This is a genomic window from Burkholderia sp. BCC1998, from assembly GCF_905339875.1.
Lineage (GTDB): Bacteria > Pseudomonadota > Gammaproteobacteria > Burkholderiales > Burkholderiaceae > Burkholderia.
Genome location: NZ_CAJPHE010000002.1, coordinates 110,611 through 133,201 on the forward strand (window position 1 = coordinate 110,611; position 22,591 = coordinate 133,201).

The 22,591-nt window shown below is 67.0% G+C and carries 20 protein-coding genes; 19 read left to right on the top strand and 1 reads right to left on the bottom strand.

Annotation, left to right across the window (positions count from 1 at the left end; genetic code table 11):
* The first annotated feature begins 4 nt into the window (after positions 1-4).
* The 14 genes from U5A56_RS03825 (at position 5) to U5A56_RS03890 (ending at position 16,934) form a co-directional block, all read left to right on the top strand.
* Positions 5-1,075 carry an acyl-CoA dehydrogenase family protein gene (locus U5A56_RS03825; protein ID WP_044845669.1) on the top strand — a complete coding sequence of 357 codons (1,071 nt, stop codon included), beginning with the start codon at positions 5-7 and terminating at the stop codon, positions 1,073-1,075.
* Positions 1,072-2,223, top strand: a complete 1,152-nt coding sequence (locus U5A56_RS03830) for an acetyl-CoA C-acetyltransferase (RefSeq protein WP_044845668.1) — start codon at positions 1,072-1,074, stop codon at positions 2,221-2,223. The genes U5A56_RS03825 and U5A56_RS03830 overlap by 4 nt, the downstream gene beginning before the upstream one ends.
* Positions 2,224-2,264: 41 nt before the next feature.
* Entirely contained in the window at positions 2,265-3,143 is an 879-nt protein-coding gene (locus tag U5A56_RS03835) for an SDR family oxidoreductase (protein WP_044845667.1), read from the top strand.
* 2 nt (positions 3,144-3,145) lie between these two features.
* On the top strand, positions 3,146-4,390 hold the full coding sequence (locus U5A56_RS03840) for an acyl-CoA dehydrogenase family protein (RefSeq protein WP_321920965.1): 1,245 nt from the start codon (positions 3,146-3,148) through the stop codon (positions 4,388-4,390).
* Positions 4,387-5,586 (top strand): acyl-CoA dehydrogenase family protein, encoded by a 1,200-nt coding sequence (locus tag U5A56_RS03845; protein WP_321819039.1) that lies wholly within the window; start codon positions 4,387-4,389, stop codon positions 5,584-5,586. The genes U5A56_RS03840 and U5A56_RS03845 overlap by 4 nt, the downstream gene beginning before the upstream one ends.
* On the top strand, positions 5,583-6,383 hold the full coding sequence (locus U5A56_RS03850) for an SDR family oxidoreductase (protein ID WP_044845664.1): 801 nt from the start codon (positions 5,583-5,585) through the stop codon (positions 6,381-6,383). Before U5A56_RS03845 ends, U5A56_RS03850 begins: the two co-directional genes overlap by 4 nt.
* Positions 6,383-6,868, top strand: coding sequence for a MaoC family dehydratase (locus U5A56_RS03855; protein WP_321921392.1), 486 nt, complete (start codon positions 6,383-6,385; stop codon positions 6,866-6,868). Before U5A56_RS03850 ends, U5A56_RS03855 begins: the two co-directional genes overlap by 1 nt.
* 22 nt (positions 6,869-6,890) lie before the next feature.
* A complete protein-coding gene (locus U5A56_RS03860; RefSeq protein WP_321920966.1) occupies positions 6,891-8,096 on the top strand; it encodes an acetyl-CoA C-acyltransferase in 1,206 nt (401 codons plus the stop codon).
* Between the two features lie 168 nt (positions 8,097-8,264).
* On the top strand, positions 8,265-9,224 hold the full coding sequence (locus U5A56_RS03865; RefSeq protein ID WP_044845662.1) for a WD40/YVTN/BNR-like repeat-containing protein: 960 nt from the start codon (positions 8,265-8,267) through the stop codon (positions 9,222-9,224).
* 76 nt (positions 9,225-9,300) lie between these two features.
* Positions 9,301-11,778 carry an efflux RND transporter permease subunit gene (locus U5A56_RS03870; protein WP_321920967.1) on the top strand — a complete coding sequence of 826 codons (2,478 nt, stop codon included), beginning with the start codon at positions 9,301-9,303 and terminating at the stop codon, positions 11,776-11,778.
* Between the two features lie 77 nt (positions 11,779-11,855).
* Positions 11,856-12,935 (top strand): Rieske 2Fe-2S domain-containing protein, encoded by a 1,080-nt coding sequence (locus U5A56_RS03875; protein WP_321920968.1) that lies wholly within the window; start codon positions 11,856-11,858, stop codon positions 12,933-12,935.
* A gap of 305 nt (positions 12,936-13,240) precedes the next feature.
* Entirely contained in the window at positions 13,241-13,444 is a 204-nt protein-coding gene (locus U5A56_RS03880) for a cold-shock protein (protein ID WP_006751843.1), read from the top strand.
* 461 nt (positions 13,445-13,905) lie between these two features.
* Positions 13,906-14,169, top strand: a complete 264-nt coding sequence (infA, locus tag U5A56_RS03885; protein WP_011355053.1) for a translation initiation factor IF-1 — start codon at positions 13,906-13,908, stop codon at positions 14,167-14,169.
* A 692-nt stretch (positions 14,170-14,861) separates the two neighbouring features.
* Positions 14,862-16,934, top strand: coding sequence for a Na/Pi symporter (locus U5A56_RS03890; RefSeq protein WP_321920969.1), 2,073 nt, complete (start codon positions 14,862-14,864; stop codon positions 16,932-16,934).
* A gap of 129 nt (positions 16,935-17,063) precedes the next feature.
* Here U5A56_RS03890 and U5A56_RS03895 read toward each other — a convergent pair whose 3' ends face one another.
* Positions 17,064-17,312: a hypothetical protein gene (locus U5A56_RS03895; protein ID WP_415749083.1), complete on the bottom strand. Its 249-nt coding sequence runs from the start codon at positions 17,310-17,312 to the stop codon at positions 17,064-17,066.
* Between the two features lie 412 nt (positions 17,313-17,724).
* On the opposite strand from U5A56_RS03895, the gene U5A56_RS03900 reads away from it, so the two are divergent.
* From U5A56_RS03900 to U5A56_RS03920, 5 genes are all read left to right on the top strand, one after another.
* Complete coding sequence (locus U5A56_RS03900) at positions 17,725-18,027, top strand: hypothetical protein (protein ID WP_321920970.1); 303 nt, start codon at positions 17,725-17,727, stop codon at positions 18,025-18,027.
* A gap of 93 nt (positions 18,028-18,120) precedes the next feature.
* The gene (locus tag U5A56_RS03905; protein WP_321920971.1) at positions 18,121-19,035 is read left to right on the top strand and encodes an HlyD family secretion protein; all 915 of its coding nucleotides are present in this window, start codon (positions 18,121-18,123) and stop codon (positions 19,033-19,035) included.
* The gene (locus U5A56_RS03910; RefSeq protein ID WP_321920972.1) at positions 19,032-19,958 is read left to right on the top strand and encodes an ABC transporter ATP-binding protein; all 927 of its coding nucleotides are present in this window, start codon (positions 19,032-19,034) and stop codon (positions 19,956-19,958) included. Before U5A56_RS03905 ends, U5A56_RS03910 begins: the two co-directional genes overlap by 4 nt.
* A 34-nt stretch (positions 19,959-19,992) precedes the next feature.
* On the top strand, positions 19,993-21,090 hold the full coding sequence (locus U5A56_RS03915; RefSeq protein ID WP_321920973.1) for an ABC transporter permease: 1,098 nt from the start codon (positions 19,993-19,995) through the stop codon (positions 21,088-21,090).
* A gap of 6 nt (positions 21,091-21,096) precedes the next feature.
* Complete coding sequence (locus U5A56_RS03920) at positions 21,097-22,566, top strand: efflux transporter outer membrane subunit (protein ID WP_321920974.1); 1,470 nt, start codon at positions 21,097-21,099, stop codon at positions 22,564-22,566.
* Positions 22,567-22,591 lie beyond the last annotated feature (25 nt).

The window sequence follows — 22,591 nt, forward strand, 5'->3', positions numbered from 1 at the left end:
TCGTATGGATTTCGTATTCGATGAAGACCAGGAAGCGCTCGCGGACAGCGTGAAGCGCCTGCTGATGACCGAGATGACCCCGGAGCTGATCCGCGAGCTGTGGGCCACGCCGACCGGCCGCTCCGACGCGCTGTGGTCGCTGTTCGCGTCGCAGGGGCTGACCGCCGTGTCGGTGCCCGAAGCGCACGGTGGCCTCGGCCTGACCGAAGCGGAATGGGCGCTGCTCGCGCAGACCTACGGCTATTTCGGCAGCCCGGAGCCGCTGCTCGACACGGCGCTGGTATCGGCCGGCGTGCTCGCGCGGCTGCCCGCCAGCGGCTGGCGCGACGCGCTGCTGCGCGACATCGCCGAAGGGCGCGCGCGTGTCGCGTTCGTGCATCCGGTGAACCCGTATGCGGCCGACGTGCACGTCGCGCAGGCGCTGCTCTGCGAGCACCGTGGCGAGCTGCACCGCGTCGATCCCGCGCAGTGCGCGTGGCGCGCGGTCGACAGCGTCGACCCGTCGCGGCGCCTGTTCACGCTCGACTGGGAACCGTCGGCGGCCACCCGCATCGCGGGCGCCGACGAAGCCGCGCCGCTGCTCGATCGCGCGCTCGACCACGGCGCGTTCGCGGTGGCCGCGCAATTGCTCGGCCTCACGCAACGCGTGCTCGACGTCGCGATCGACTACAGCGCGCAGCGCAAGCAGTTCGGCAAGGCGATCGGTTCGTACCAGGCGCTCAAGCACCTGCTCGCCGACGTCGCGATCCGCTACGAGTTCGCGCGGCCGGTGGTCGCGCGCGCGGCTCAAGCGATCGCCGACGATCACCCGCAGCGCGCGGTGCTGGTGTCGCACGCGAAGCTCGCGGCGAGCGCCGCCGCGCAGCTGGCCGCGCGCCACACGATGCAGGTTCACGGTGCGATCGGCTACACGTGGGAGCTCGACCTGCAGATCTTCATGAAGCGGATCTGGGCGCTCTCCGGCAGCTGGGGCGACACCGCGTTCCACAAGGCCCGCGTAGCCGACGCGATCCTCGGCGACGCATTGCCGATCGGCCCCGCGCAGACCTTCGACTTCGAGGAGACCAATCAATGAAACAAGCCTATATCGTCGACGCGCTGCGCACGCCGACCGGCCGCCGCAAGGGCGGGCTCGCACACGTGCACGCGGCGGACCTCGGCGGCTTCGTGCTGAAGACGCTCGTCGAACGCAACGCGATTCCGGCCGACGAATACGACGACGTGGTGTTCGGCTGCGTCGACACGATCGGCCCGCTCGCGGGCAACATCGCGCGCACCTGCTGGCTCGCGGCCGGGTTGCCGCTGCAGGTGCCGGGCGTGACGGTCGATCGCCAGTGCGGCTCGTCGCAGCAGGCCGTGCACTTCGCCGCGCAGGCCGTGATGAGCGGTGTGCAGGACGTGGTGGTTGCGGGCGGCGTGCAGACGATGACGCAGATCCCGATCTCGTCCGCGATGACGAGCGCGGTGTCGCTGGGTTTCAACGACCCGTTCTCGGGCAGCACCGGCTGGCGCGCGCGTTTCGGCGACGCGCCGGTGTCGCAGTTCGTCGCCGCGCAAAGGATCGCCGATCACTGGAACCTGTCGCGCGACGCGATGGAACGCTATGCGCTGGAGAGCCATCGCCGTGCGGTGGCGGCGATCGAGGCCGGCCATTTCAAGCGGGAAATCGTGCCGCTCGAAGGCGTGCAGCACGATGAAACGCCGCGCCCCGACACGTCGCTCGACAAGATGGCGACGCTCGAACCGCTGATGCCGGGTGGCTCGCTGACGGCCGCCGTCGCGAGCCAGACCTGCGATGCGGCCGCGGCGCTCTTGATCGTGTCGGAAGATGCCTTGAAGCGCTACGGGCTCACGCCGCGCGCGCGCATTCATCACCTGAGCGTGCTCGGCGACGATCCGCTGTGGATGCTCACCGCGCCGATCCCGGCGACCAAGGCCGCGCTGAAGAAGAGCGGGCTCGACTGGGCGCAGATCGACGTCGTCGAGATGAACGAGGCGTTCGCGTCGGTCGCGCAGGCCTGGCTTGCCGACACGCGCTTCCCGCACGAGAAGACCAACCCGAACGGCGGCGGCATCGCGCTCGGCCATCCGCTCGGCGCGACCGGCGCGCGGCTGATGACGACGCTGCTGCACGAACTGGAACGCACCGGCGGACGTTACGGGATGCAGACGATGTGTGAAGGCGGTGGTCTCGCGAACGTCACGATCATCGAGCGCCTGTGAGCGCGTCACTTTCACGATCTCTCGATCCAGGAGGCACCAGCATGGGAATCTGTAACGGACGCACCGTCATCATCACCGGCGCCGGCGGCGGGCTCGGGCGCGAATACGCGCTCGCGTTCGCGGCCGAGGGCGCGGCGGTCGTCGTCAACGACATCCGGCACGAGGCAGCGCAGGCCGTGTGCGACGAGATCGCACGACGCGGCGGCCGCGCGCTCGCGAATTCGGACGACATCACCAGGATCGACACCGCGCAGCGGATCGTCGACGCCGCACGTGAAGCATTCGGCGACGTGCACGTGCTGGTCAACAACGCAGGCATCTGCCGCGACAAGATGTTCACCAGCATGACCGAAACCGACTGGGACGACGTGATGCGCGTACACCTGCGCGGCCACTTCTGCCTGTCGAGCGTGCTGGCGCGTGTATGGCGCGACGCCGCGAAGGCCGGCCATCCGGTCGACGCGCGCATCGTCAACACGAGCTCCGGCGCCGGGTTGCAAGGCTCGATCGGCCAGTCGAACTACGGCGCGGCGAAGGCCGGCATCGCGGCGCTCACGCTGATGCAGGCGGTCGAACTGCAGCGCTACGGCGTGCGCGTGAACGCGCTCGCGCCGGCCGCGCGCACGTCGATGACCGAAGGCGTGTTCGCCGACATGATGAAGAAGCCCGAGGACGGCGGCTTCGACTATTTCGATCCGGCCAACGTCGCGCCGCTCGTCGTGTGGCTCGGCAGCGCGCTGTCGGCCGACGTGACGGGCCAGGTGTTCGAGGTCGCGGGCGGGATGATCGCGGTGGCCGAAGGCTGGCGCACCGGCCCGAGCGTCGACCGCGGCGCGCGCTGGGCGCCGGCCGAGGTCGGCCCGGCGGTCGCGCGGCTGCTGGCCGATGCGCGGCCCGCGCAGCGCGTGTACGGGAGCTGACGATGGATCTGGCGCTCACCGACGAACAGGCGATGATCCGCGACGCGGCAGCCGACGTGCTCGCCGAGCGCAGCGCGTCGGCCGACGTGCGCCGCGCGATCGAGCAAGCGGCCGGCCGCGACGACGCGCTGTGGGCCGCGCTCGCGGGCGAGCTGGGCTGGAACGCGCTGGCGCTGCCGGAGGCGGCGGGCGGGATGGGGCTCGGCGCGGTCGAACAGACGCTGTTGATGGAGCAGCTTGGGCGGCGCGTCGCGTGCGTGCCGTATTTTTCGACCGCGTGCCTGGCGGCCACCGCGCTGGCCGGCTGCGATACGCCGGGCGCGACCGGCTGGCTCGCGAAGCTGGCCGAAGGCGCGTGCAGCGCGACGCTGGCATTGCCGCTCGAGCTTCCGGCCGGCGCGGGTCAACTGCCGGTCGTCGCGGAAGAAGCGGCGGGGGGTTACGCGCTGTCCGGAACGATCGAGCAGGTGATCGACGGTGCGCGCGCCGACCTGCTGATGATCCCGGCACGGATCGCGAACGAAGGGCAGGCGATCGGGGTGTTCGCGATCGACGTCGCGAAGGTGTCGGGCCTGTGCGTCACGCCGCTCGACACGCTCGACGCGACGCGGCCGATCGCGCGCGTCGTGCTCGACGAGGCCCGGGTGAGCCGCGACGCGTTGTTCGCGAGCGGCGCCGCTGCCGCGAAGTTGCTCGAACGCACCGCATGGTTCGCAGCGCTCGCGCTGGCCGCCGAACAACTCGGTGGCGCACAGCAATGCCTCGATCTCACGCTCGACTACACCGGCCAGCGCGTGCAGTTCGGCCGCGCGATCGCGTCGTTCCAGGCGGTCAAGCACCGCTGCGCGCAGATGATGGTGCTGATCGAATCCGCGCGCTCGGCCGTGCTCGGCGCCGCCCACGCGTGGGACGCGGAAGCCGGCAGCGGCACGCCCGGCGCTGCGCTGCGCGCCGACGTCGCGGCCGCAAAAGCCGCCGCCAACGATGCGTATGCGTTCTGCGCACAGGAGGCGATCCAGCTGCACGGCGGCGTCGGCTTCACGTGGGAATACGACCCGCATCTCTATTTCAAGCGCGCGCAGGCGTCGGGCGCGCAGTTCGGCAGCACGCCGCAACTGCTCGAATGGATCGCCCGCCAGGCGATCGACGGCGGCGCGTCGCAGCACGACGCGGTGCTCGCGTCGTCGTCGCCGTCGGCTTCGATCGCCACGCGTCCGTCCGCCGCGCGCACCGGAGCCCTTCAATGAACAGCGAAACGCGCGAACAGCAATTGCGGCACGAAGTCGCCGACTGGGTGCAGTCGCACCTGACCGGCGAATTCGCGTGCCTGAAATACCGCGGCGGCCCCGGCGACGAGGAAGCGTTTCCCGAACTGCGCAAGGCGTGGGAACGGGAACTCGCGCAGGGCGGCTGGACCGGCCTCGGCTGGCCGACCGACGCGGGCGGCCGCGGCTTTTCGGTCGCCGAGCAGGTGATCTTCCACGAGGAATACGCGCGCGCCGGTGGCCCCGGGCGGATGGGGCACATCGGCGAAGGGCTGCTCGGCCCGACGCTCGTCGCGTGCGGCACCGACGACCAGCGCGCGCGCTTCCTGCCCGGCATTCTCGCCGGCACGCAGTTCTGGTGCCAGGGTTACTCGGAGCCGGGCGCGGGTTCGGACCTCGCGAACGTGCGCACACGCGCCGAGCAGGACGCCGACGGTACCTGGCGCGTGCACGGCCAGAAGGTGTGGACGTCGCTCGCGCACGACTCCGACTGGATCTTCGTGCTCGCGCGCACCGATCCGGCGTCGAAGGGCAACAAGGGGCTGTCGTTCCTGCTGATGCCGCTCGACCAGCCGGGCATCGAGATCCGCCCGATCAAGCAGCTCAACGGCGGCGCCGAATTCAACGAAGTGTTCTTCGACGGTGCGCGCGCGGAAGCTCGCGATCTCGTCGGCGCGCCGGGCGACGGCTGGCGGATCGCGATGACGCTGCTCGGCTTCGAGCGCGGCATGTCGACGCTCGGCCAGCAGATGCAATTCGTCCGCGAACTCGACTGGGTGATCGACGCCGCGCGCGAATCGGGCGCGGATCGCGACCCGGTGCTGCGCCAGCGGATCGGCCGCGCGTGGGCCGGGCTGCGCGTGATGCGCTACAACGCGCTGCGGATGCTGTCGGGCGCGGACGACGCGAACGGCGCCACCGCGCCGCTGCGCCGCGAGGCGCTGATCTACAAGTATTTCTGGTCGAACTGGCACCGCGACCTCGGCCAGCTCGCGATGGATGCGCTCGGGCCGCGCGCGAACGTGATCGATCCGGCCGACGAAAAGCTCACCCATCTGCAGCGCGTATTCCTGTTCTCCCGCGCGGACACGATCTACGCCGGCACCAACGAAATCCAGCTGAACATCATGGCCGAGCGCGGGCTCGGCATGCCCAGGGAACCGCGAGGAAACGCATGACCGAACCCCAGATCCAGAAAGCGCCGGCGTACGTGCCGGGCCACCAGCTGCTCGCCGGCAAATCGGTGCTGATCACGGCCGCCGCCGGCGCCGGCATCGGTTTCGCGGCCGCGCGCCGCTGCGCGGAGGAAGGCTGTCGCGCGCTGTTCATCTCCGACATCCACGAGAAACGCCTCGAACAGGCCGTGGAGACGCTGCGCGCCGAAACGGGGCTGCAGCAGATCTACGGCCGCCTGTGCAACGTCGCGGTCGAGGACGACGTGCAGGCGCTCGTCGCGGAAGCCCAGGACAAGCTCGACGGCGTCGACGTACTGATCAACAACGCCGGGCTCGGCGGCGCGAAACGCATCGTCGAAATGGACGATGCCGAATGGTCGCGGGTGATCGACATTAGCCTGACCGGGACGTTCCGGATGACGCGCGCGATGCTGCCGCACATGCAGGCCCGCGGCCGCGGCGCGATCGTCAACAACGCATCGGTGCTCGGCTGGCGTGCGCAGGCGGAACAGGCGCACTACGCGGCGGCGAAGGCGGGCGTGATGGCGCTCACGCGCTGCGCGGCGCTCGAGGCGTCGCCTTACGGGGTGCGCATCAACGCGGTCGCGCCGAGCATCGCGATGCACGATTTTCTGAAGAAGTCGGCCCCGGCCGACCTGCTGAATCAACTGGCGTCGCGCGAAGCCTTCGGGCGCGCCGCCGAAGTCTGGGAGGTCGCGAACGTGATGGTGTTCCTTGCAAGCGATTACGCGTCGTACATGACGGGCGAAGTGCTGTCGGTCAGCAGCCAGCACGCATGATGAGCGCGACCCTCGACCCCGTGCGCGCGACGCCCCGCGTGTTCGCGCATCCCGGCGAACTCGCGGCGGCCGTCGGCGACACGCTCGGCGCGAGCGCCTGGCTCGCGATCGACCAGATCCGCATCGACGGCTTCGCCGACGCGACGGGCGATCACCAGTGGGTACACGTCGACCCGGTGCGCGCGAAGGACGGCCCGTTCGGCGCGTGCATCGCGCACGGCTACCTGACGCTGTCGCTCGTCAATCATTTCCTGCCGCAGATCGTGCGCATCGACGGCGCGCGGCTCGGCGTCAACTACGGCTGCGACAAGATCCGCTTCCCGGCGCCGGTGAAGGTCGGCGCGCGCGTGCGCGGCGTCGGCGAGCTGCTGCGCGTCGAGCCGCTCGATGGCGGCGTGCAGGCGTGGGTCCGCGTGACCGTCGAGATCGAAGGCGAGGCCAAGCCCGGCTGCGTCGCCGACACGATCAGCCGCTACTACTTCTAGTTTCGATTCAGAGAGCCAGCTCATGGAAGACGCAGTCATCGTTTCCGTCGCACGCACGCCGATCGGCAAGGCGTTTCGCGGCATGTTCAACGACACCGAGGCGCCCGCGCTGGGCGGCCACGTCGTGCGCGCGGCGCTCGAACGCGCGGGCGTCGCGCCGGCCGACGTCGACGACGTGCTGATCGGCTGCGCCGCGCAGCAGGGCACGCAGGGTTACAACATCGGCCGCCTGTCGGCCGCGGCGGCCGGCTTGCCGGCGTCGGTGCCCGGGATGTCGATCGACCGCATGTGCTCGTCGGGCCTGATGTCGATCGCGAGCGCCGCGCGCAGCATCGGCGCGGGCGATGCGCGGATCGTCGTCGCGGGCGGCGTCGAATCGATCTCGCTCACGCAGAACAAGCACAAGAACGGCTACCGCGCGCGTTCGCAGGCCGTGCTCGACCATCAGCCTGCCGCGTACATGGCGATGATGGAAACGGCCGAGATCGTGTCGCGCCGTTACGGCATCTCGCGTGCTGCGCAGGACGAATTCGCGCTGCAGAGCCACCAGCGCACGGCCGACGCGCAGGCGGCCGGCCGCTTCGACGCGGAAATCGCGCCGCTCGACGTGCGGCGCGCGCTGTTCGACAAGGAAGGCAACCCGACCGGCCACGAAGCCGTCCGCGCGGCGCGCGACGAGGGCGTGCGCGCCGACACGACGGCCGAACGGCTCGCGGGGCTCAAGCCGTCGTGGAGCGGCGGCAAGGTCGTCGAGCACGGCGAGTTCGTGACGGCCGGCAACGCGTCGCAGCTGTCGGACGGCGCGGCGGCGGTCGTCGTGATGTCGCGGGCCGAGGCGGAGCGTCGCGGACTGACGCCGCTCGGCACGTTCCGCGGGCTGGCCGTGGCCGGCTGCGAGCCGGACGAGATGGGCATCGGCCCGGTGTTCGCGATTCCGAAGCTGCTGGAACGTTTCGGGATGACCGTGCGCGACGTCGGGCTGTGGGAGCTGAACGAGGCGTTCGCGTGCCAGGCGCTGTATTGCCGCGACACGCTCGGCATCCCCGACGAGCGGCTGAACGTCGACGGCGGCGCGATCGCGCTCGGCCACCCGTTCGGGATGTCGGGCACGCGGATGACGATGCACGCGCTGCTCGAAGGCGCGCGCCGCGGCGTGCGGCATGCGGTCGTGACGATGTGCATCGGCGGCGGGATGGGTGCCGCCGCGCTGTTCGAGGTCGGCGCGTAACGACGCTCGAGCAAGGCTCACCGGCAGCCGAGCCGGCAGCCCGGTTCGGCTGCCATCCATTCGGGACCATTCGAGGCCGCGGCAACGACCGACGGCCCGGAGACTTGCAGCGGCAGGGCGAGCGCGTCGGCGCGGGCCCGGGCCGCTCGCAGAGAAGGAGACAAACCGATGAAACGTACTTTGCCAGGACTCGCGATGTCGGCGCTCGTGCTCGGCGCCGCGCTGTTCGCGTTCTCGCCGCGCCCGCTGCCGGCGTTCCCGGTCACCGCGATCCATGCGGACCGCCTGCAGATCAACGGGCTCGCCCGCGCCGGCACGCGCATCGTCGCGGTCGGCGAGCGCGGCGTGATCCTGTTGAGCGACGATGCGGGCGGCCGCTGGCGGCCGGCGTCGGTCACGCCGGACCAGGGGTCGACGCTCACGCAGGTGAGCTTCGTCACGCCGACGCTCGGCATCGCGGTCGGTCACGACGGCCGGATCCTGCGCAGCGACGACGCGGGTGTGCACTGGCGCGAAGTTCATGGCGACAACGCGCATTCCGATCCGCTGCTGTCCGTGTGGGGAACCGCGAACGGCCCGCTGTTCGCGGCCGGCAGTTTCGGCCAGCTGCTGCGCTCGGACGATGCCGGGCTCACGTGGCAGCCGCTCAAGACGCCGGCGGGCGACCGCCACCTGAACGCGATCGTCGGCGACGGCCACGGCGACCTGCTGATCGCCGGCGAGAGCGGCACGCTGCTGCGTTCGACCGACAACGGCGCGAGCTGGGACAAGGTGCCGTCACCGTACCAAGGCTCGCTGTTCGGCGCGCTGATGCTCGCGAACGGCGACTGGGTCGCGTACGGCATGCGCGGCAACGTGTTGCGCAGCACCGATCGCGGCGCGACCTGGACGCACGTCGACAGCCACGTGCCGGTGTCGTATTTCGGCGCGACCCAGCTTGCCGATGGCGAACTCGTGCTGGTCGGGCAGGGCGGCGCGATCGTCGGGTCGCGCGACGGCGGCCTGACCTTCGACGTGCGCAAGCTCGGCGGCGTGCAGAGCCTCGCGGCCGTGCTCGACATGGGCCGCGGCGCGCTGCTGCTCGGGGGCGAGGCCGGCGTCGCGCCGCTCGCTGCGTCGCCGTCCTGATGCGCGGCGGCGCTCGCCTTCGCGCTGCCCGCATCGTCCGCATCGCCTGTTCCGTCCGTTCCGACACGAGAAATCCATGAACGACCTGTCACGCTCCACCGAAGCCGTTCCCGCGTCGCGCCTCGCCGCGTTCGTCGAGCGCTGCGCCGATACCATCATCCGGCAGCGCCGGCTGCTGATGCTGCTGTGCGTCGCGCTGACGCTCGCGCTCGGCCTGTCCGCGACGCGCCTGAAGCTCGATCCGGGCTTCAACAAGATGATCCCGATGCAGCACCCGTACATGCAGGTGTTCGAGCGCTACGCGGGCGCGTTCCCCGGTGCGAACACGATCCTCGTCAGCCTGCGCTGGAAGGGCGACGGCGACATCTACAACCAGACGTTCATGGACGCGCTGCGCCACGCGACCGACGACGTGTTCTTCATCCCCGGCGTGAACCGCTCGCGCGTGTTCTCGCTGTTCACGCCGAACGTGCACTACACCGAGGTGACGGAAGCCGGTTTTCGCGGCGACGTGGTCGTGCCCGGCCAGTTCTCGAGCGCGAATCCGGACGACCTCGCGAAGGTGCGCCGCAACGTCGCGCGCTCCGGGCAGATCGGCCGCCTGGTCGGCAACGACCTGAAGTCGGCGCTGATCCGCGCGGAGTTGCGCGAGACCGATCCGGCCAGCGGCAAGCGGCTCGACTACAGCGCGGTCGCGCGCCAGCTCGAGGAGATCCGCGCGAAGTACGCGAAGCAGGGCATCGACGTGAACATCATCGGCTTCGCGAAGCTGGTCGGCGACGTCGAGGCCGGGATCGCCGGCGTGATGGCGTTCTTCGCGCTCGCGTTCCTCGTGACGGCCGCACTGCTGTTCGCCTATACGCGCTCGCTGAAGACGACCGTGCTCGCGCTCGTCGTCGCGCTGCTGCCGGTCGTCTGGCTGCTCGGCGCGTTGCCGCTGCTCGGGCTCGGCATCGATCCGATGTCGATCCTCGTGCCGTTCCTGATCTTCTCGATCGGCGTGTCGCACGCGGTGCAGATGACCAATGCGTGGAAGCAGGCGCTGGTGCGCGGCGCATCGTCGGCGGAGGCCGCGCGCGACGCGTTCCGCAAGCTGTTCGTGCCGGGCACGGTCGCGCTGCTGACCAACGCGCTCGGCTTCATGGTGATCATGCGGATCAGGATCGACATCGTGCGCGAGCTCGGCATCACCGCGTGCCTCGGCGTGCTGCTGATGATCGTCACCAACAAGGTGTTCCTGCCGATCCTGCTGTCGTATACGCGCCTCGAACGCGGCACGCTCGCGCGGGCGCAGCGCACCGCGGCGGCCGGCGGAAGCCCGATGTGGTCGCGCTTCGCGCTGTTCGCGCGCCCGGCGCCCGCGCTCGGCGTGTTCGCCGTCGCGCTCGCGCTGCTCGCGTACGGCACGCTCGAGTCGCGCAGGCTCGAGATCGGCGACATCGGCACCGGCGCGCCGGAGCTGCGCGCGAACTCGCGCTACAACGTCGACAACGCGGCGATCACGCACCAGTACAACATCGGCGTCGACGTGCTGTCGGTGATCGTCGAGACGACCGGCTTCGACGACGCGTGCCTGCATTACCCGGTGATGAGCGCGATCGAGAAGTTCGAGATGAACATGCGCGGCGTGGCCGGCGTGCAGTCGGTGACGAGCGTCGCGTCGCAGGGCAAGGTGTTCATCGCCGCGTTCAACGAAGGCAATCCGCGCTGGGCCGCGCTGCCGCGCTCCAGCGACGGGCTCACGCAGGGTTCCAACGCGTTCGACCCCGACAACGGGATGAACACCGCGAACTGCAAGGCGATCCAGGTGCTGATCTACACGAAGAACCACGAAGGCACGACCATCGCGCACATCGTCGACGAGATCAAGCGCTACGCGGCCGAGAACCCGACGCCGAACGTCGCGTTCCGGCTCGCGGGTGGCAACGTCGGCGTGATGGCCGCGACCAACGAGGCGGTCGGCGACGCGGAGGTCGCGATGCTGCTGTCGATCTTCGGCGCGATCGCGCTGCTGTGCGCGGTCACGTTCCGCTCGTGGCGCGCGGTGCTGTGCATCATCGTGCCGCTCACGCTGGTGTCGATCCTGTGCAACGCGGTGATGGCGCGGCTCGGCATCGGGCTGAAGGTCGCGACGCTGCCGGTGATCACGCTCGGTGTCGGCGTCGGCGTCGACTACGGGATCTACCTGTACGAACGCCTGCAGCACGACCTGCGCCACGGCGCGACGCTGCCCGACGCATTCGCCGACGCGATGCGCCAGCGCGGCACCGCGGCGCTGTTCACGGCCGTCACGATGTTCATCGGCGTCGGCACGTGGGCGTTCTCCGCGCTGAAGTTCCAGGTCGACATGGGCGTGCTGCTCGCGTTCATGTTCCTCGTGAACCTGTTCGGCGCGGTGTTCCTGCTGCCCGCGCTGGCCGCGTGGCTCGGCGTCGAGCGTGCCGAGCGCCGCGTGGCGCAACTGACGCAGCCGTCCGCGTCGTCTGCGCCGTCTGCGCCGGCACCAGCGCGCGAACCGACGCGCGCGCTCGAACCCGGCAATCCGGCGCGCTGAACGACGCAACCCCCGAACCCCCATTACCCCGGTGCGCGGCGGGCCGCCGCGCGTTCCCCAAAGAGGAGTCAACCCACATGTCCGCACGCCCTTACAAGATCGAAGCCCAGCCGCTCGCGCAGCGCTATGCGCGCGGCTGGCACTGCCTCGGCCTCGCCCGCGACTACAAGGACGGCAAGCCGCACACGCTGAACATCTTCGGTCGCAAGCTCGCCGCGTTCGCCGATTCGACCGGCAGGATCAACGTGGTCGACGCGTACTGCCCGCACATGGGCGCCGATCTGAGCCTCGGCACGGTCGAAGGCGACAACCTCGTCTGCCCGTTCCACGGCTGGGCGTGGAACGGCGCAGGGCAGTGCGCGTCGATCCCGTACTGCAAGCGGATTCCGCCGAAGGCGCGCATCGGCGCGTGGCCGACCTGCGAGGAGAACAACCTGCTGTTCGTGTGGAACGACCCGGAAGGCAATGCGCCGCCGCCGGAAGTCGCGATTCCGAGGCTCGACGTGTGCTTCTCCGACGAATGGTCGGACTGGGTCGTCGACAAGATGGTGATCAACGCGAACTGCCGCGAACTGGTCGACAACATCTCGGACGTCGCGCACTTCGCGACCGTTCACCATGCGCCGATCGACTATTTCGCGAACCTGTTCGAGGATCACAAGGCGACGCAGCTGATGGTCGGCCGCAGCGAGAAGCTCGGCGGCGACAGCCTGACCGCGCTGTCGACGTATTTCGGGCCGGCCGTGCACATCACGCAGATGACGGGGCAGAGCGGCGGGCAGCCGATCCATTCGGTGCTGCTGAACTGCCACGTGCCGATCGACATGAACAGTTTCGAGCTGCGCTACGGCGTGATCGTGAAGAAGGTGGCCGGCCTGAGCGACGCGCAGAACCTGGAGATCGCGAATGCGTACGTGAAGGAAGCGCAGCGCGCGTTCTACGAGGACGTCGACATCTGGCACAGCAAGACGCGGATCGACAACCCGCTGCTGTGCGAAGGCGACGGGCCGCTGTACCAGATGCGCGACTGGTATGCGCAGTTCTACCTGGACGCGGCCGACGTGCGGCCGTCGAGCGTCGCACGCAAGACGTTCGAGATGAAGATCCGCGACGGCGAGGCACCGCCGGCGCTGCATCACGTGTTCGAACCGCAGTAACGCAATAGCGCAGTCACGGCGCGGCGTGGCGAGTGGCGGGAAAAATGGGGGGCGTATCGCTGCGCTCCCGATTGCCGCGAACGCCCGCCGGACAAGGCGCCGCGTGCTGCCGCGCGCACGCGGCGCATCAAAAGGACTTGACGGATCGGCTCGCACCGCGTAGTGTCCGAGACCGAAGTCTTCAAGAAGCTCGATTGCTCATCATTGGCCGCACGGCGTGCGGCAGTCGTTGGTCTCTCCCTCTTTGATTCTTTCTGTGCCCGTCACGGGCGCATGTTCATTTCATTCGTATTAAGGAAGTATTTGTGGATACCGGTACCGTCAAGTGGTTCAACGAAACCAAGGGCTTTGGTTTCATCTCCCCGGACAACGGCGGCGACGATCTGTTCGCCCATTTCTCTGAAATCCGCGGCACGGGTTTCAAGACCCTGGCCGAAGGCCAGAAGGTCAGCTACGAAGTGAAGCGTGGCCCGAAGGGTCTGCAAGCGTCGAACATCACGCCGCAGTAAGCCGTATCGGCACCGGTCGCCAAGCGGCGGCCGCTGCCGGACGGATCTCGCGCGGAGGCCGGCCCGAGCCGGCGTCCAGCGCGTTCCGACGCACACGACCGATGCATCGCGGCATTCACGATGCATCGGTCGTGTGCTTCCCTCATCCATCGCACGTCCGTACGACGTGCGATCCAACGCCCTCGCGACGCGTTCGCCGTGTCGCCAGCGGCCCATGCTGCAACCCGAGTAGACCGTCGCCATGCCGCACGCGGCGCGGTCCCGACTTTGCGCGGTGCCGATCGCATCGCCGCCACTGACCGCCCGACCGCCGCAACGCGCCGGGCTCCGATTGCAAGGCGGGCCCGTCGCCCGTCTGAACGAATTGATACCCGGCATCCTGCCGGCCGCCGTCCCGTTGCGGGACACGGCGCCGGTGGCTCGCCGCGGCCGCGGTCACTCACTTGTCTGGAGGAATTGGTTTGGCAAAAGAAGAACTGCTGGAACTGGACGGAATCGTCGACGAAGTGCTGCCGGACAGCAAATACCGTGTCACGCTGGAAAACGGCGTCGTGGTCGGCGCGTATGCGTCGGGCCGCATGCGCAAGAACCACATCCGCATTCTCGCGGGTGACCGTGTGACGCTGGAACTGTCGGTGTACGACCTGACGAAGGGGCGTATCAACTTCCGTCACAAGGACGCGAATTCGCCGCGTCCGCCGCGCACCGGGCAACCGCGTCGCTAAGCAGTAGCGATCGGGCGGCGCAATGCCGTACCGATCGAAACCCGTCCGGCCCGGTCATGCAGCCGGGCACACCGGATGGACGGCGCAGGTCGCGCCGTTCGCCGGTCTGGTTCGCGGATTCGACGTCGGCGAGCCATCTTCGACGAGCGCCGGTCCATAGCGCGCGCTCCGCTCCCATCCAGTTGTACGCATCCACGTATCGCACCGCGCGTTTCAATTTCGAAACGTGCCGATGCGTCGGCACAGCGGCGTGCTCGGTCCGCTCGTGATGGTGACGCCACCACGTGGTCGCCGGGCGCGCGTGATGGCGGCAATCAACGTGGGCCGATGCATGAAAGACGCAGGCCTGTATCAACGCTGCAACACATTCATTCGCCCGACGGGCCCATCTCCGTATTTTTCGGTTTCAACGCGCCTTGCGCACCCGACCCGCATTGGTGGCACGCCACTTGCGGCGGGGATGTGGCTGCGGGCGCGTGATTTCACGGAAACCGCCGTGGGTGACCGTAACGTGGCGCACCGCGTCTTCGGGGGAAGGCCCGTCGCGTGATCTACGGTTCGGTCGTGCGTTTCTCCGTCGCGACAAGACGCATTCGAGTTGGCCTTTCCTTGCCGGCCGGCGACGGGCGTGATCGAACTTCACGACGGGAAACGTTACAAGAACAACCGGTCGGCGTCTGGGGCCCAGAGTCATGACATTCACGTTCACGCTGGTCGATCTCGCCGGCTCGATTGCGCTGGTGCTGCTCGGGACGCAGATGCTTCAGACCGGCATGCAGCGCGCGTTCGGCGCTGGCCTGCGGTCGCTGCTGGAACGGGCGCTTTTCGGGCGACTCCCTGCCTTCTTCGGCGGCATGGGCGTAACAGCGGTGTTGCAGAGCAGTACGACGACCGCGGTCATGACGAGCGAGCTCGCCGCGCAGGGGCGCGTTGGCCTTGTCCCGGCACTGGCCGTCGTGCTCGGCGCGAACGTGGGTACGACGTTGCTCGTGCAGGTGCTTTCGTTCGAAGTCGGCGCCGTGTCGCCCGCCCTAATCCTCGTTGGCGTGCTGATGTTCCGCAAGGTATCGAATACATGCGCTCATGAACTGGGGCGCACGCTCATCGGCCTGGGTCTGTTGCTGCTCGCACTGCATCATCTGCAGGAGTTGATGACGGACTACGAGGATGCGCCGAATCTTCGGATGCTGCTGAGCGACGCATCCACGATACCGCTGATCGACGTCCTGCTGGCGGCCGGCCTGGCCTGGGCCGCCGATTCGAACGTCGCGATCGTGCTCCTGATCATGTCGCTGTGCGCGCAAAACGTCATTCCCCCCGATACGGCTTTCGCACTGGTGCTGGGTGCCAACCTGGGCGTGGCCATCCGCCCGGTGCTGGAGGAGACCGCGACACACGATCCTGCCTCCCGATGCGTGCCGGTCGGCATGCTGCTCATTCTGTCGGCCGGCGTGGTGATTGCGCTTGTCGCACTGACGCCGATCGGTTGCGTCATGGTCAGGATCGAACCGGACAATGGTCGGGTGGTGGCCGATTTCCATACGCTGTTCAACCTGTCGCTGGCCGGCCTGTTCCTGCCGCTGCTGGTCCCGTACGCCGACCTGCTGACCCGACTGCTTCCTTCGCTCGTGAAGGTCTCGGCCGCGTCCCGATCGCAGTACGCCGATCCGCTCGCGGAACAGGTGCCCGGGATCACGCTCGGCATGGAGGCCCGTGATGTGCTTCCCGTCGTCGACACGCGATACGGGATACGTTCACGAGCCCGTGCCGCATCGATCGCCCGTGCCGGAGCGTCGGTCACGGAAGTCCGTACCCACGACGACGTTCTCGACAATGTCAGGATTGCGCCCCGGACACCGCTGACGCGCCCCGATGCCGGACAACTTGCCGGCCACGAGGGACGGCACCGGCATGCAGGCGACGACCGGCTACAGGAGGACGCGCGGCATTGCATCGAAATCAGGAAATGCGCCGGCCATACGATCGAGCACCTTGGCGCCGACGGCAACGTGCAGACGTACTACCCGGCGAAGTCGCTGTGGCTCACCCTGCAGGACATCCAGGTCGTCAGGCGACTGGAGCCCGCCGGCGGGACAACGCACTCGACGCTTTCGACCTATGTCCAGGGGACGGCGAGTCTGGACGACTGCTGTCTGTCGATCATGGGTGACGTGCAGAACAGCACGCGCACGATACACATCACCTTCGCGGCTCGCGAGATCGGCCAGCCTGAACGGCACGGCCTTCGCGAATTGCAGGACGAACTGGGCATCACCCATTCGGACGATCCGCTTGGCACGGCACGGCTCGGCTACAACGAGTCCGATGACGAGATGCAGGAACCGGCTCAGTGGTGGGCATGGTGCGACGTGCCGGCGAGCAGCATGCAGGCACTTGCCGACGGTGTCGAGGCGGGACAGGTCACAGCCGTCAAGGCCGGACTGTGCCTGCGGGACGTCTATACGTCGATCCCGCCCGGTGCCGTGCTGGCGGGGGGATTGCGCGCGTTCCTGAGACCCGGTGAGGACGGCAACGCATTGAAGGCGGCGCCGACCGCCAGCGGATACGTCGTGTATCTCGCCATCGATCTCCCGAAGGTCAGTCTGCCGGGAGATGGCCGGTCAGCGCGGATGCCGCTGCGCACGGACGACGGGAATCCCGTCGTGGCGCTGACGGAGAGGCTCGACAAGGTGTTCACCGGCTTGAAGTGGCTCGCTGCGCTGGTCGCGATCCTGGTTGTCGTGCTTCTGAGCAAGGGGCGGTGACAACCAGGAAGCCGGGGGCTGCCGATCGGGTGGCGGCCGATTCGGCTACCGGCTCCGAATCACTGCATCAAGCGTGCGCAATGCTCGAGCGGCCGCGTCTCGCAGGAAATCTTCGACGAACGGCTCGCATCATGTCGATTGCCTCGCGTGCTGTACGCTGACTGTCGCCCCGGTCGCCCCGGTCGCCCCGGTCGCCACCGCCAGCTGCATTGCCGCGCGGGCAAACATCTCCGCGCGCAAGCCCGCCGTGCCGCCATGCACGACCGCGAACAGCGTGCCGAGCACCGCGATCCCGAACGTCGTGCCGGTCATCAGCGACCCGATCGATGAAATTCGCTCGTTTTGTCGTTCTTGGCACAATGAGGCCACTGTCTGCAATGCTGGATTTCCATGATCGAATCCGGCCGCCGCCGTACTATTTAGGGTTACGGAGGATTATATTCGGCCGGGGATTTCGATTTAGTACTGGTACTAGCATCCAATTTGTTTCAAAGTGATAATTATCGCCTTAATCTCAAAACTAAAATAATAGGCATTTATTTTCGCGTTGACGAGTTGAGTTTGGAAAAATAGAATTTTTCGTCGATCTGGATGGTTTAGGTCTTGTCTCTGACCGCGATTCTCTTGCGTGGAACGGCTTAAATGACGATGGCGAATCATTCCGCCTTCGTGGATTTGTCTGATAAACCTTATTTGAGTTTATGGTTTTCAAGATTCGATCGAATTTTTGGATCCATTTTTAATGAATCGGTCGTGTTCACACTTTGAAATGATGGAAGTAAACCAATGGATGGAAGAAAAGAGTCTCCGGCGGCAACAGCATCGAATATCTACTTCGGTCCTTCGCGTCCATATCGTTCATGGCGGACGCGACCCGCTTGTGTCGGTCGCGGACAAGACATGGCTGCGCGATACCTTGAACGGGCTCGGGCTGACCGACGGCATCAAGCTGACGCTATTCGACGACGGGGACCATTGCTGCACGCAATACGTGACGGAAATCCGGCGTGCGGCTGCCGCCGAGTTTCTCGACGCCTACACGCAGCGAACCGCCGCGCGATGCCAGCCGGACCGTCGTTTGCCGACCGCGTAATCGGTCGTCGCATACCACCGTGCAACATTCGGTTTCTTCACTATGGAACGCATCACGCTTACGCCTCGGCGGGTCGGGTACGGTTTCGTTTGCGTGTGCCTCCTGACCACAGGTTGCACCCAGTCGCCGGAAACGTATCACGGCTATATCGAAGGGCAGTTTTCCTATTTGTCGGCGCCGTACTCGGGGAACCTGAAGACATTGCGTGCCGCGCGTGGTGACCGTGTCGACGCGGGCGCGGGCGTCTTCGAGATCGATGCGCCCGACCTGGAACAGGCGATCAAGCGCCAGTATCACCAGTGGCAATCGTCGCGGAACGTGCTCGGCGACCTGGAACAAGGCAAGCGTTCATCGGAAATCGATGCGGTGAAGGCACAGCTCGAACAGGCGCGGGCGAGCGCGGTTTTTTCGACGCAAAGGCTCGCCCGTGCCGAAGCCGACTACGAAATACGCGCGATTTCACTCGATCAACTCGAAAGCGAGCGCGCGGCGGCGCGGGTGGACCACGCACGAGTACGCGAACTTGCCAGTCAGCTGAAGACGGCGCGGTTGCCGGCACGAGACGGTCAGCTGCGTTCGCAACGACAGAGCACCGACGCGCTTCAGGCCGAATACGAACGGCTGCGGACGCAGTACCGGCAACTGTCCGTGCAGGCACCTGGAAAGGGTGTCGTCGTCGATACGTTCTTCACGCCGGGCGAGTGGGTCGTCGCGGGCAAACCGGTGGTCAAGATTCTCGTCGATCGCAATACGAAGGTGCGCTTCTTCGTGCCCGAGGTCGCGCTGCCTCATCTGCGCGTCGGTCATGTCGTGAAGCTCGCATGCGACGGGTGCGCACGCGGCTATTCGGCAACGATCACACATATCGCATCGGACGCGGAATATACGCCGCCCGTCATCTACAGCAACGACGCGCGTTCGAAACTGGTGTTTCTCGTCGAGGCGCGACCCGACACCGCCGATGCGCGCGGACTGCATCCGGGCTTGCCGGTCGAGGTGACGCGATGAACCACGCAGCGCCGTTGATCGAGGTGCATCGGCTGAACAAGCATTTCGGCGCGCGGCACGTCGTCAAGAACCTGAGCCTGCAGGTCGGCCGTGGCGAGATATTCGGCTTTCTCGGTCCGAACGGGAGCGGCAAGACGACCTCGTTGCGCATGATGTGCGGACTGCTGACGCCGGACTCCGGCAGCGGGACCTGCCTCGGATTCGACATCCTGACGCAGCGCCAGGAGATCAAGCGGCGGGTCGGCTACATGACGCAGCGCTTTTCGTACTGGGAGGACCTGACGGTGCGGGAGAACCTCGACTTCGTCGCGCGACTGTATGCGATCGACGCGCGAAAGGAACGTGTCGCACGGATCCTCGCCGAAATGGGACTGGAATCGCGAGCGAACCAACTGGCCGGTTCATTGTCGGGCGGCTGGAAGCAGCGCGTGGCGCTTGCGGCTGCGCTGTTGCAGTCGCCTGAGCTGTTGCTGCTCGACGAGCCGACAGCCGGCGTCGACCCGGGCGTGCGCAGGGAATTCTGGGAGGAACTGCACCGTCTGGCGGCCCGCGGCATTTCGGTGCTCGTCAGCACGCACTATATGGACGAGGCCGAGCGTTGCCACAAGCTCGCCTACATCTCGTACGGGACGCTGCTGGCGCACGGCGAGGCCGGCGAGCTCGTACGGCGGCATGCGTTCCATACCTGGTCGCTGTCCGGGGGAGATCTCGTGCGATTGAACGACCGGCTGAAGGGGCGGCCGGGCGTCGAGCAGGTGATTGCGTTCGGGCGTGCGCTGCACGTTTCGGGGCGTGACGAGGCCGTGCTTGGCGCGACGCTCGAAATGGTCGGGGGCGATGGCGTCGAGATCCAGAGAGTCGCAACGAATCTGGAACACGTTTTCCTGCACTTGATGAAGGACGGATCCGGGGAGCCAGGCTGACATGACCGGATTTTCGGTTTCCCGCTGGTGGAGCATGGTGACGAAGGAATTCCTGCAGATCCGCCGCGATCGCGTGACGCTCGGGATGATCGCCGTGTTGCCGATCGTGCAGCTGGCGCTGTTCGGTTTCGCGATCAACAGCGATCCTAGGCATCTTCCGACGATCGTGCTTGCCGACGACGCAAGCGAATTCTCGCGATCACTCGTCGCCGGCATGCGCAATACAGGCTATTTCGATATCCAGGGGGGCCTGTTTTCCGAGCGCGCGGCACGTGACGCACTGCAAAAGGGAACCGTGCAGTTTGTGGTCAGCGTGCCGCACGACTTCTCGCGGCGGCTGGTGCGCGACGAGCAGCCGGAAATTCTGGTCGAGGCGGATGCGACGGATCCCGCGGCAACGGGAAATGCGATCGCCGCGTTCAACACGATGACGCGTACGGTGCTGAACAAGGATCTGACGGGAGCGCTGGCGCCAGCCGCGCCGCCGCAAGCATTCTCTGCCCGTGTGCACAAGATCTACAATCCGGCCGGCATTACGCAGTACAACATCATTCCGGGCCTGATGGGCGTCATCCTGTCGATGACGATGGTCATGATGACGAGTCTCGCCATCACGCGTGAACGTGAGCGCGGAACGATCGAGAACATCCTCGCGTCACCGGCAACGTCCATCGAGGTGATCTGCGGAAAGATCGTTCCGTACATCGTGATCGGCATCCTGCAGTGCACGATCATCCTGCTGGCGGCGCGGTTCGTATTCAGCGTGCCGTTCGAAGGCAATCCGGTGACGGTCTACTGCCTCGCGTCGTTGTTGATCCTCGCGAACCTGATGGTCGGCATCGCCATCTCGTCGGTCGCGCGAAATCAGTTGCAGGCGATGCAGATGACTTTCTTCTATTTTCTGCCAAGCGTCCTGCTCTCCGGATTCATGTTCCCGTTTGCCGGCATGCCGGGCTGGGCACGGATGATCGGCAACGGATTGCCGCTGACCTATTTCAACAGGGCCATTCGCGGCGTCCTCCTGAAGGGCAGCGGATGGAATGAAGTTTGGCCCGATGCCGCGACGATGGTCGCTTTCACACTGGTTGCAATGACCGTCGGCCTGCTCGCGTACAGAACCACGCTCGATTGAACGACGATGGCACAACGAACACATCCCGGCCGCCGCGCTTGCCGCGCAATTGCGCTCCTGCCGATCGCGGTCGCCATCGTCCTGGGGCAAGGGTGCCGTCATCCCGCGTTCGTCTCTCGTTCCGCGAGCGATCTGGCATTGCCTTCCACCTTCATGGGAATGAGCGCCGGATCGGCCGAACGCGACGGCGCTTCCGCGCCGGCCGCACGCGATCCGCGCTGGTGGCGGCGCTTTGGCTCGCCGGCGCTCGATACACTCGTCGAGCAGGCGATGCAGGATAGTCCGTCCGTGCGGAGTGCGGAGTCGCGGCTGGTCGAAGCCACGAAGTATCTCGAGGGCCAGCGCGGAGCAAGTCGCTATCCGCAGGTCGATTTCGGCGCGTCGGCAAAAAAGGAGCAGTTGAATACCGCTGCGGCCGGCCTGCCGATGATTCCGAACCCGTCGCCATTCATGTTGTACAACACGAACGTGAGCGTTCGATACGACTTCGACTTCTTCGGTGCGCAGCGCCATCGGATCGCCGCGAAACGATACGAAGCGGCGCTGAGAAAGCATCAGGCAGACGCGGCACGCCTGACGCTGGCCGGCAATATCGCGGCCGCGGCGGTCCGGGAAGGGCGGCTGCGCGACGAAATCGAATTGAACGAAGGCGTGTTGCAGAACCGGCAGGCCGTCCGGCAGACGCAGCACGATCGCTATGCAATCGGCAGCGTGGCTTATCGGGAAACGATCGACGGCGATTCGGACGTCGATCGAATCGAGGCGGAACTGGCGATCTTGCGCGCGCAACTGCAGCAGGTCCGGTTTCAACTCGCGGTCTATGCGGGTGTTCCATCGCCCGAATCGCTGCCGCGGTTTCGTCTGGACGATTTGCAGTTGCCACGGGACCTGCCGTCGGCGGTTCCGTCGGAGTTCGTGCGTCAACGTCCCGACATCCTCGCAGCGGAGGCGAGCCTGCACATTGCCGGTGAACTGGCCGGCGTCGCCACGGCCAATCTTTACCCGCGGATCGAACTGGGCGCGAGCATCGGGTCGTCGCCGCTGGTGCTCGGCCAGTTGTTCGCGGGCGGCACGACGATCTGGAATATCGGTGCCCAGCTAAGCGCACCGATTTTTCACGGTGGAGAATTGCGTGCGTCGCGGGATGCGGCGTATGCCGCATACGATGCGACGTTTGAAGACTACCGGAAGGTCGTGCTCAGCGGATTGCAGAGCGTTGCCGATGCGATGACCGAAATCGATCGCGATACGACGGCGCTGCAGGCCCGTGGCGCCGTCGCTCGCCGCCAGCAGACCGTTCTCGAGATGACGCGGCGTCAGTTCGAGAACGGCAGCTCGGATCGGCTTCGCGTGCTACGTGCCGAGTATGCGTACGATCTGACGCGGCTGGAGATGATTCGCCTGCGCGCGGCCAGGATGGCCAGTACGGTTTCGTTTTTTGCCGCCGTCGGTGGCGACGCTTATCCTGCTCGTTGACGGCAGGCATCCGGGCGGAAGACGG

Excerpts from the sequence above, each read along its gene's own strand:
- U5A56_RS03825 (WP_044845669.1), top strand. The coding sequence starts at position 5 with ATGGATTTCGTATTCGATGAAGACCAGGAAGCGCTCGCGGACAGCGTG.
- U5A56_RS03830 (WP_044845668.1), top strand. The coding sequence starts at position 1,072 with ATGAAACAAGCCTATATCGTCGACGCGCTGCGCACGCCGACCGGCCGC.
- U5A56_RS03835 (WP_044845667.1), top strand. The coding sequence starts at position 2,265 with ATGGGAATCTGTAACGGACGCACCGTCATCATCACCGGCGCCGGCGGC.
- U5A56_RS03840 (WP_321920965.1), top strand. The coding sequence starts at position 3,146 with ATGGATCTGGCGCTCACCGACGAACAGGCGATGATCCGCGACGCGGCA.
- U5A56_RS03845 (WP_321819039.1), top strand. The coding sequence starts at position 4,387 with ATGAACAGCGAAACGCGCGAACAGCAATTGCGGCACGAAGTCGCCGAC.
- U5A56_RS03850 (WP_044845664.1), top strand. The coding sequence starts at position 5,583 with ATGACCGAACCCCAGATCCAGAAAGCGCCGGCGTACGTGCCGGGCCAC.
- U5A56_RS03855 (WP_321921392.1), top strand. The coding sequence starts at position 6,383 with ATGAGCGCGACCCTCGACCCCGTGCGCGCGACGCCCCGCGTGTTCGCG.
- U5A56_RS03860 (WP_321920966.1), top strand. The coding sequence starts at position 6,891 with ATGGAAGACGCAGTCATCGTTTCCGTCGCACGCACGCCGATCGGCAAG.
- U5A56_RS03865 (WP_044845662.1), top strand. The coding sequence starts at position 8,265 with ATGAAACGTACTTTGCCAGGACTCGCGATGTCGGCGCTCGTGCTCGGC.
- U5A56_RS03870 (WP_321920967.1), top strand. The coding sequence starts at position 9,301 with ATGAACGACCTGTCACGCTCCACCGAAGCCGTTCCCGCGTCGCGCCTC.
- U5A56_RS03875 (WP_321920968.1), top strand. The coding sequence starts at position 11,856 with ATGTCCGCACGCCCTTACAAGATCGAAGCCCAGCCGCTCGCGCAGCGC.
- U5A56_RS03890 (WP_321920969.1), top strand. The coding sequence starts at position 14,862 with ATGACATTCACGTTCACGCTGGTCGATCTCGCCGGCTCGATTGCGCTG.
- U5A56_RS03900 (WP_321920970.1), top strand. The coding sequence starts at position 17,725 with ATGGAAGAAAAGAGTCTCCGGCGGCAACAGCATCGAATATCTACTTCG.
- U5A56_RS03910 (WP_321920972.1), top strand. The coding sequence starts at position 19,032 with ATGAACCACGCAGCGCCGTTGATCGAGGTGCATCGGCTGAACAAGCAT.
- U5A56_RS03915 (WP_321920973.1), top strand. The coding sequence starts at position 19,993 with ATGGTGACGAAGGAATTCCTGCAGATCCGCCGCGATCGCGTGACGCTC.
- U5A56_RS03920 (WP_321920974.1), top strand. The coding sequence starts at position 21,097 with ATGGCACAACGAACACATCCCGGCCGCCGCGCTTGCCGCGCAATTGCG.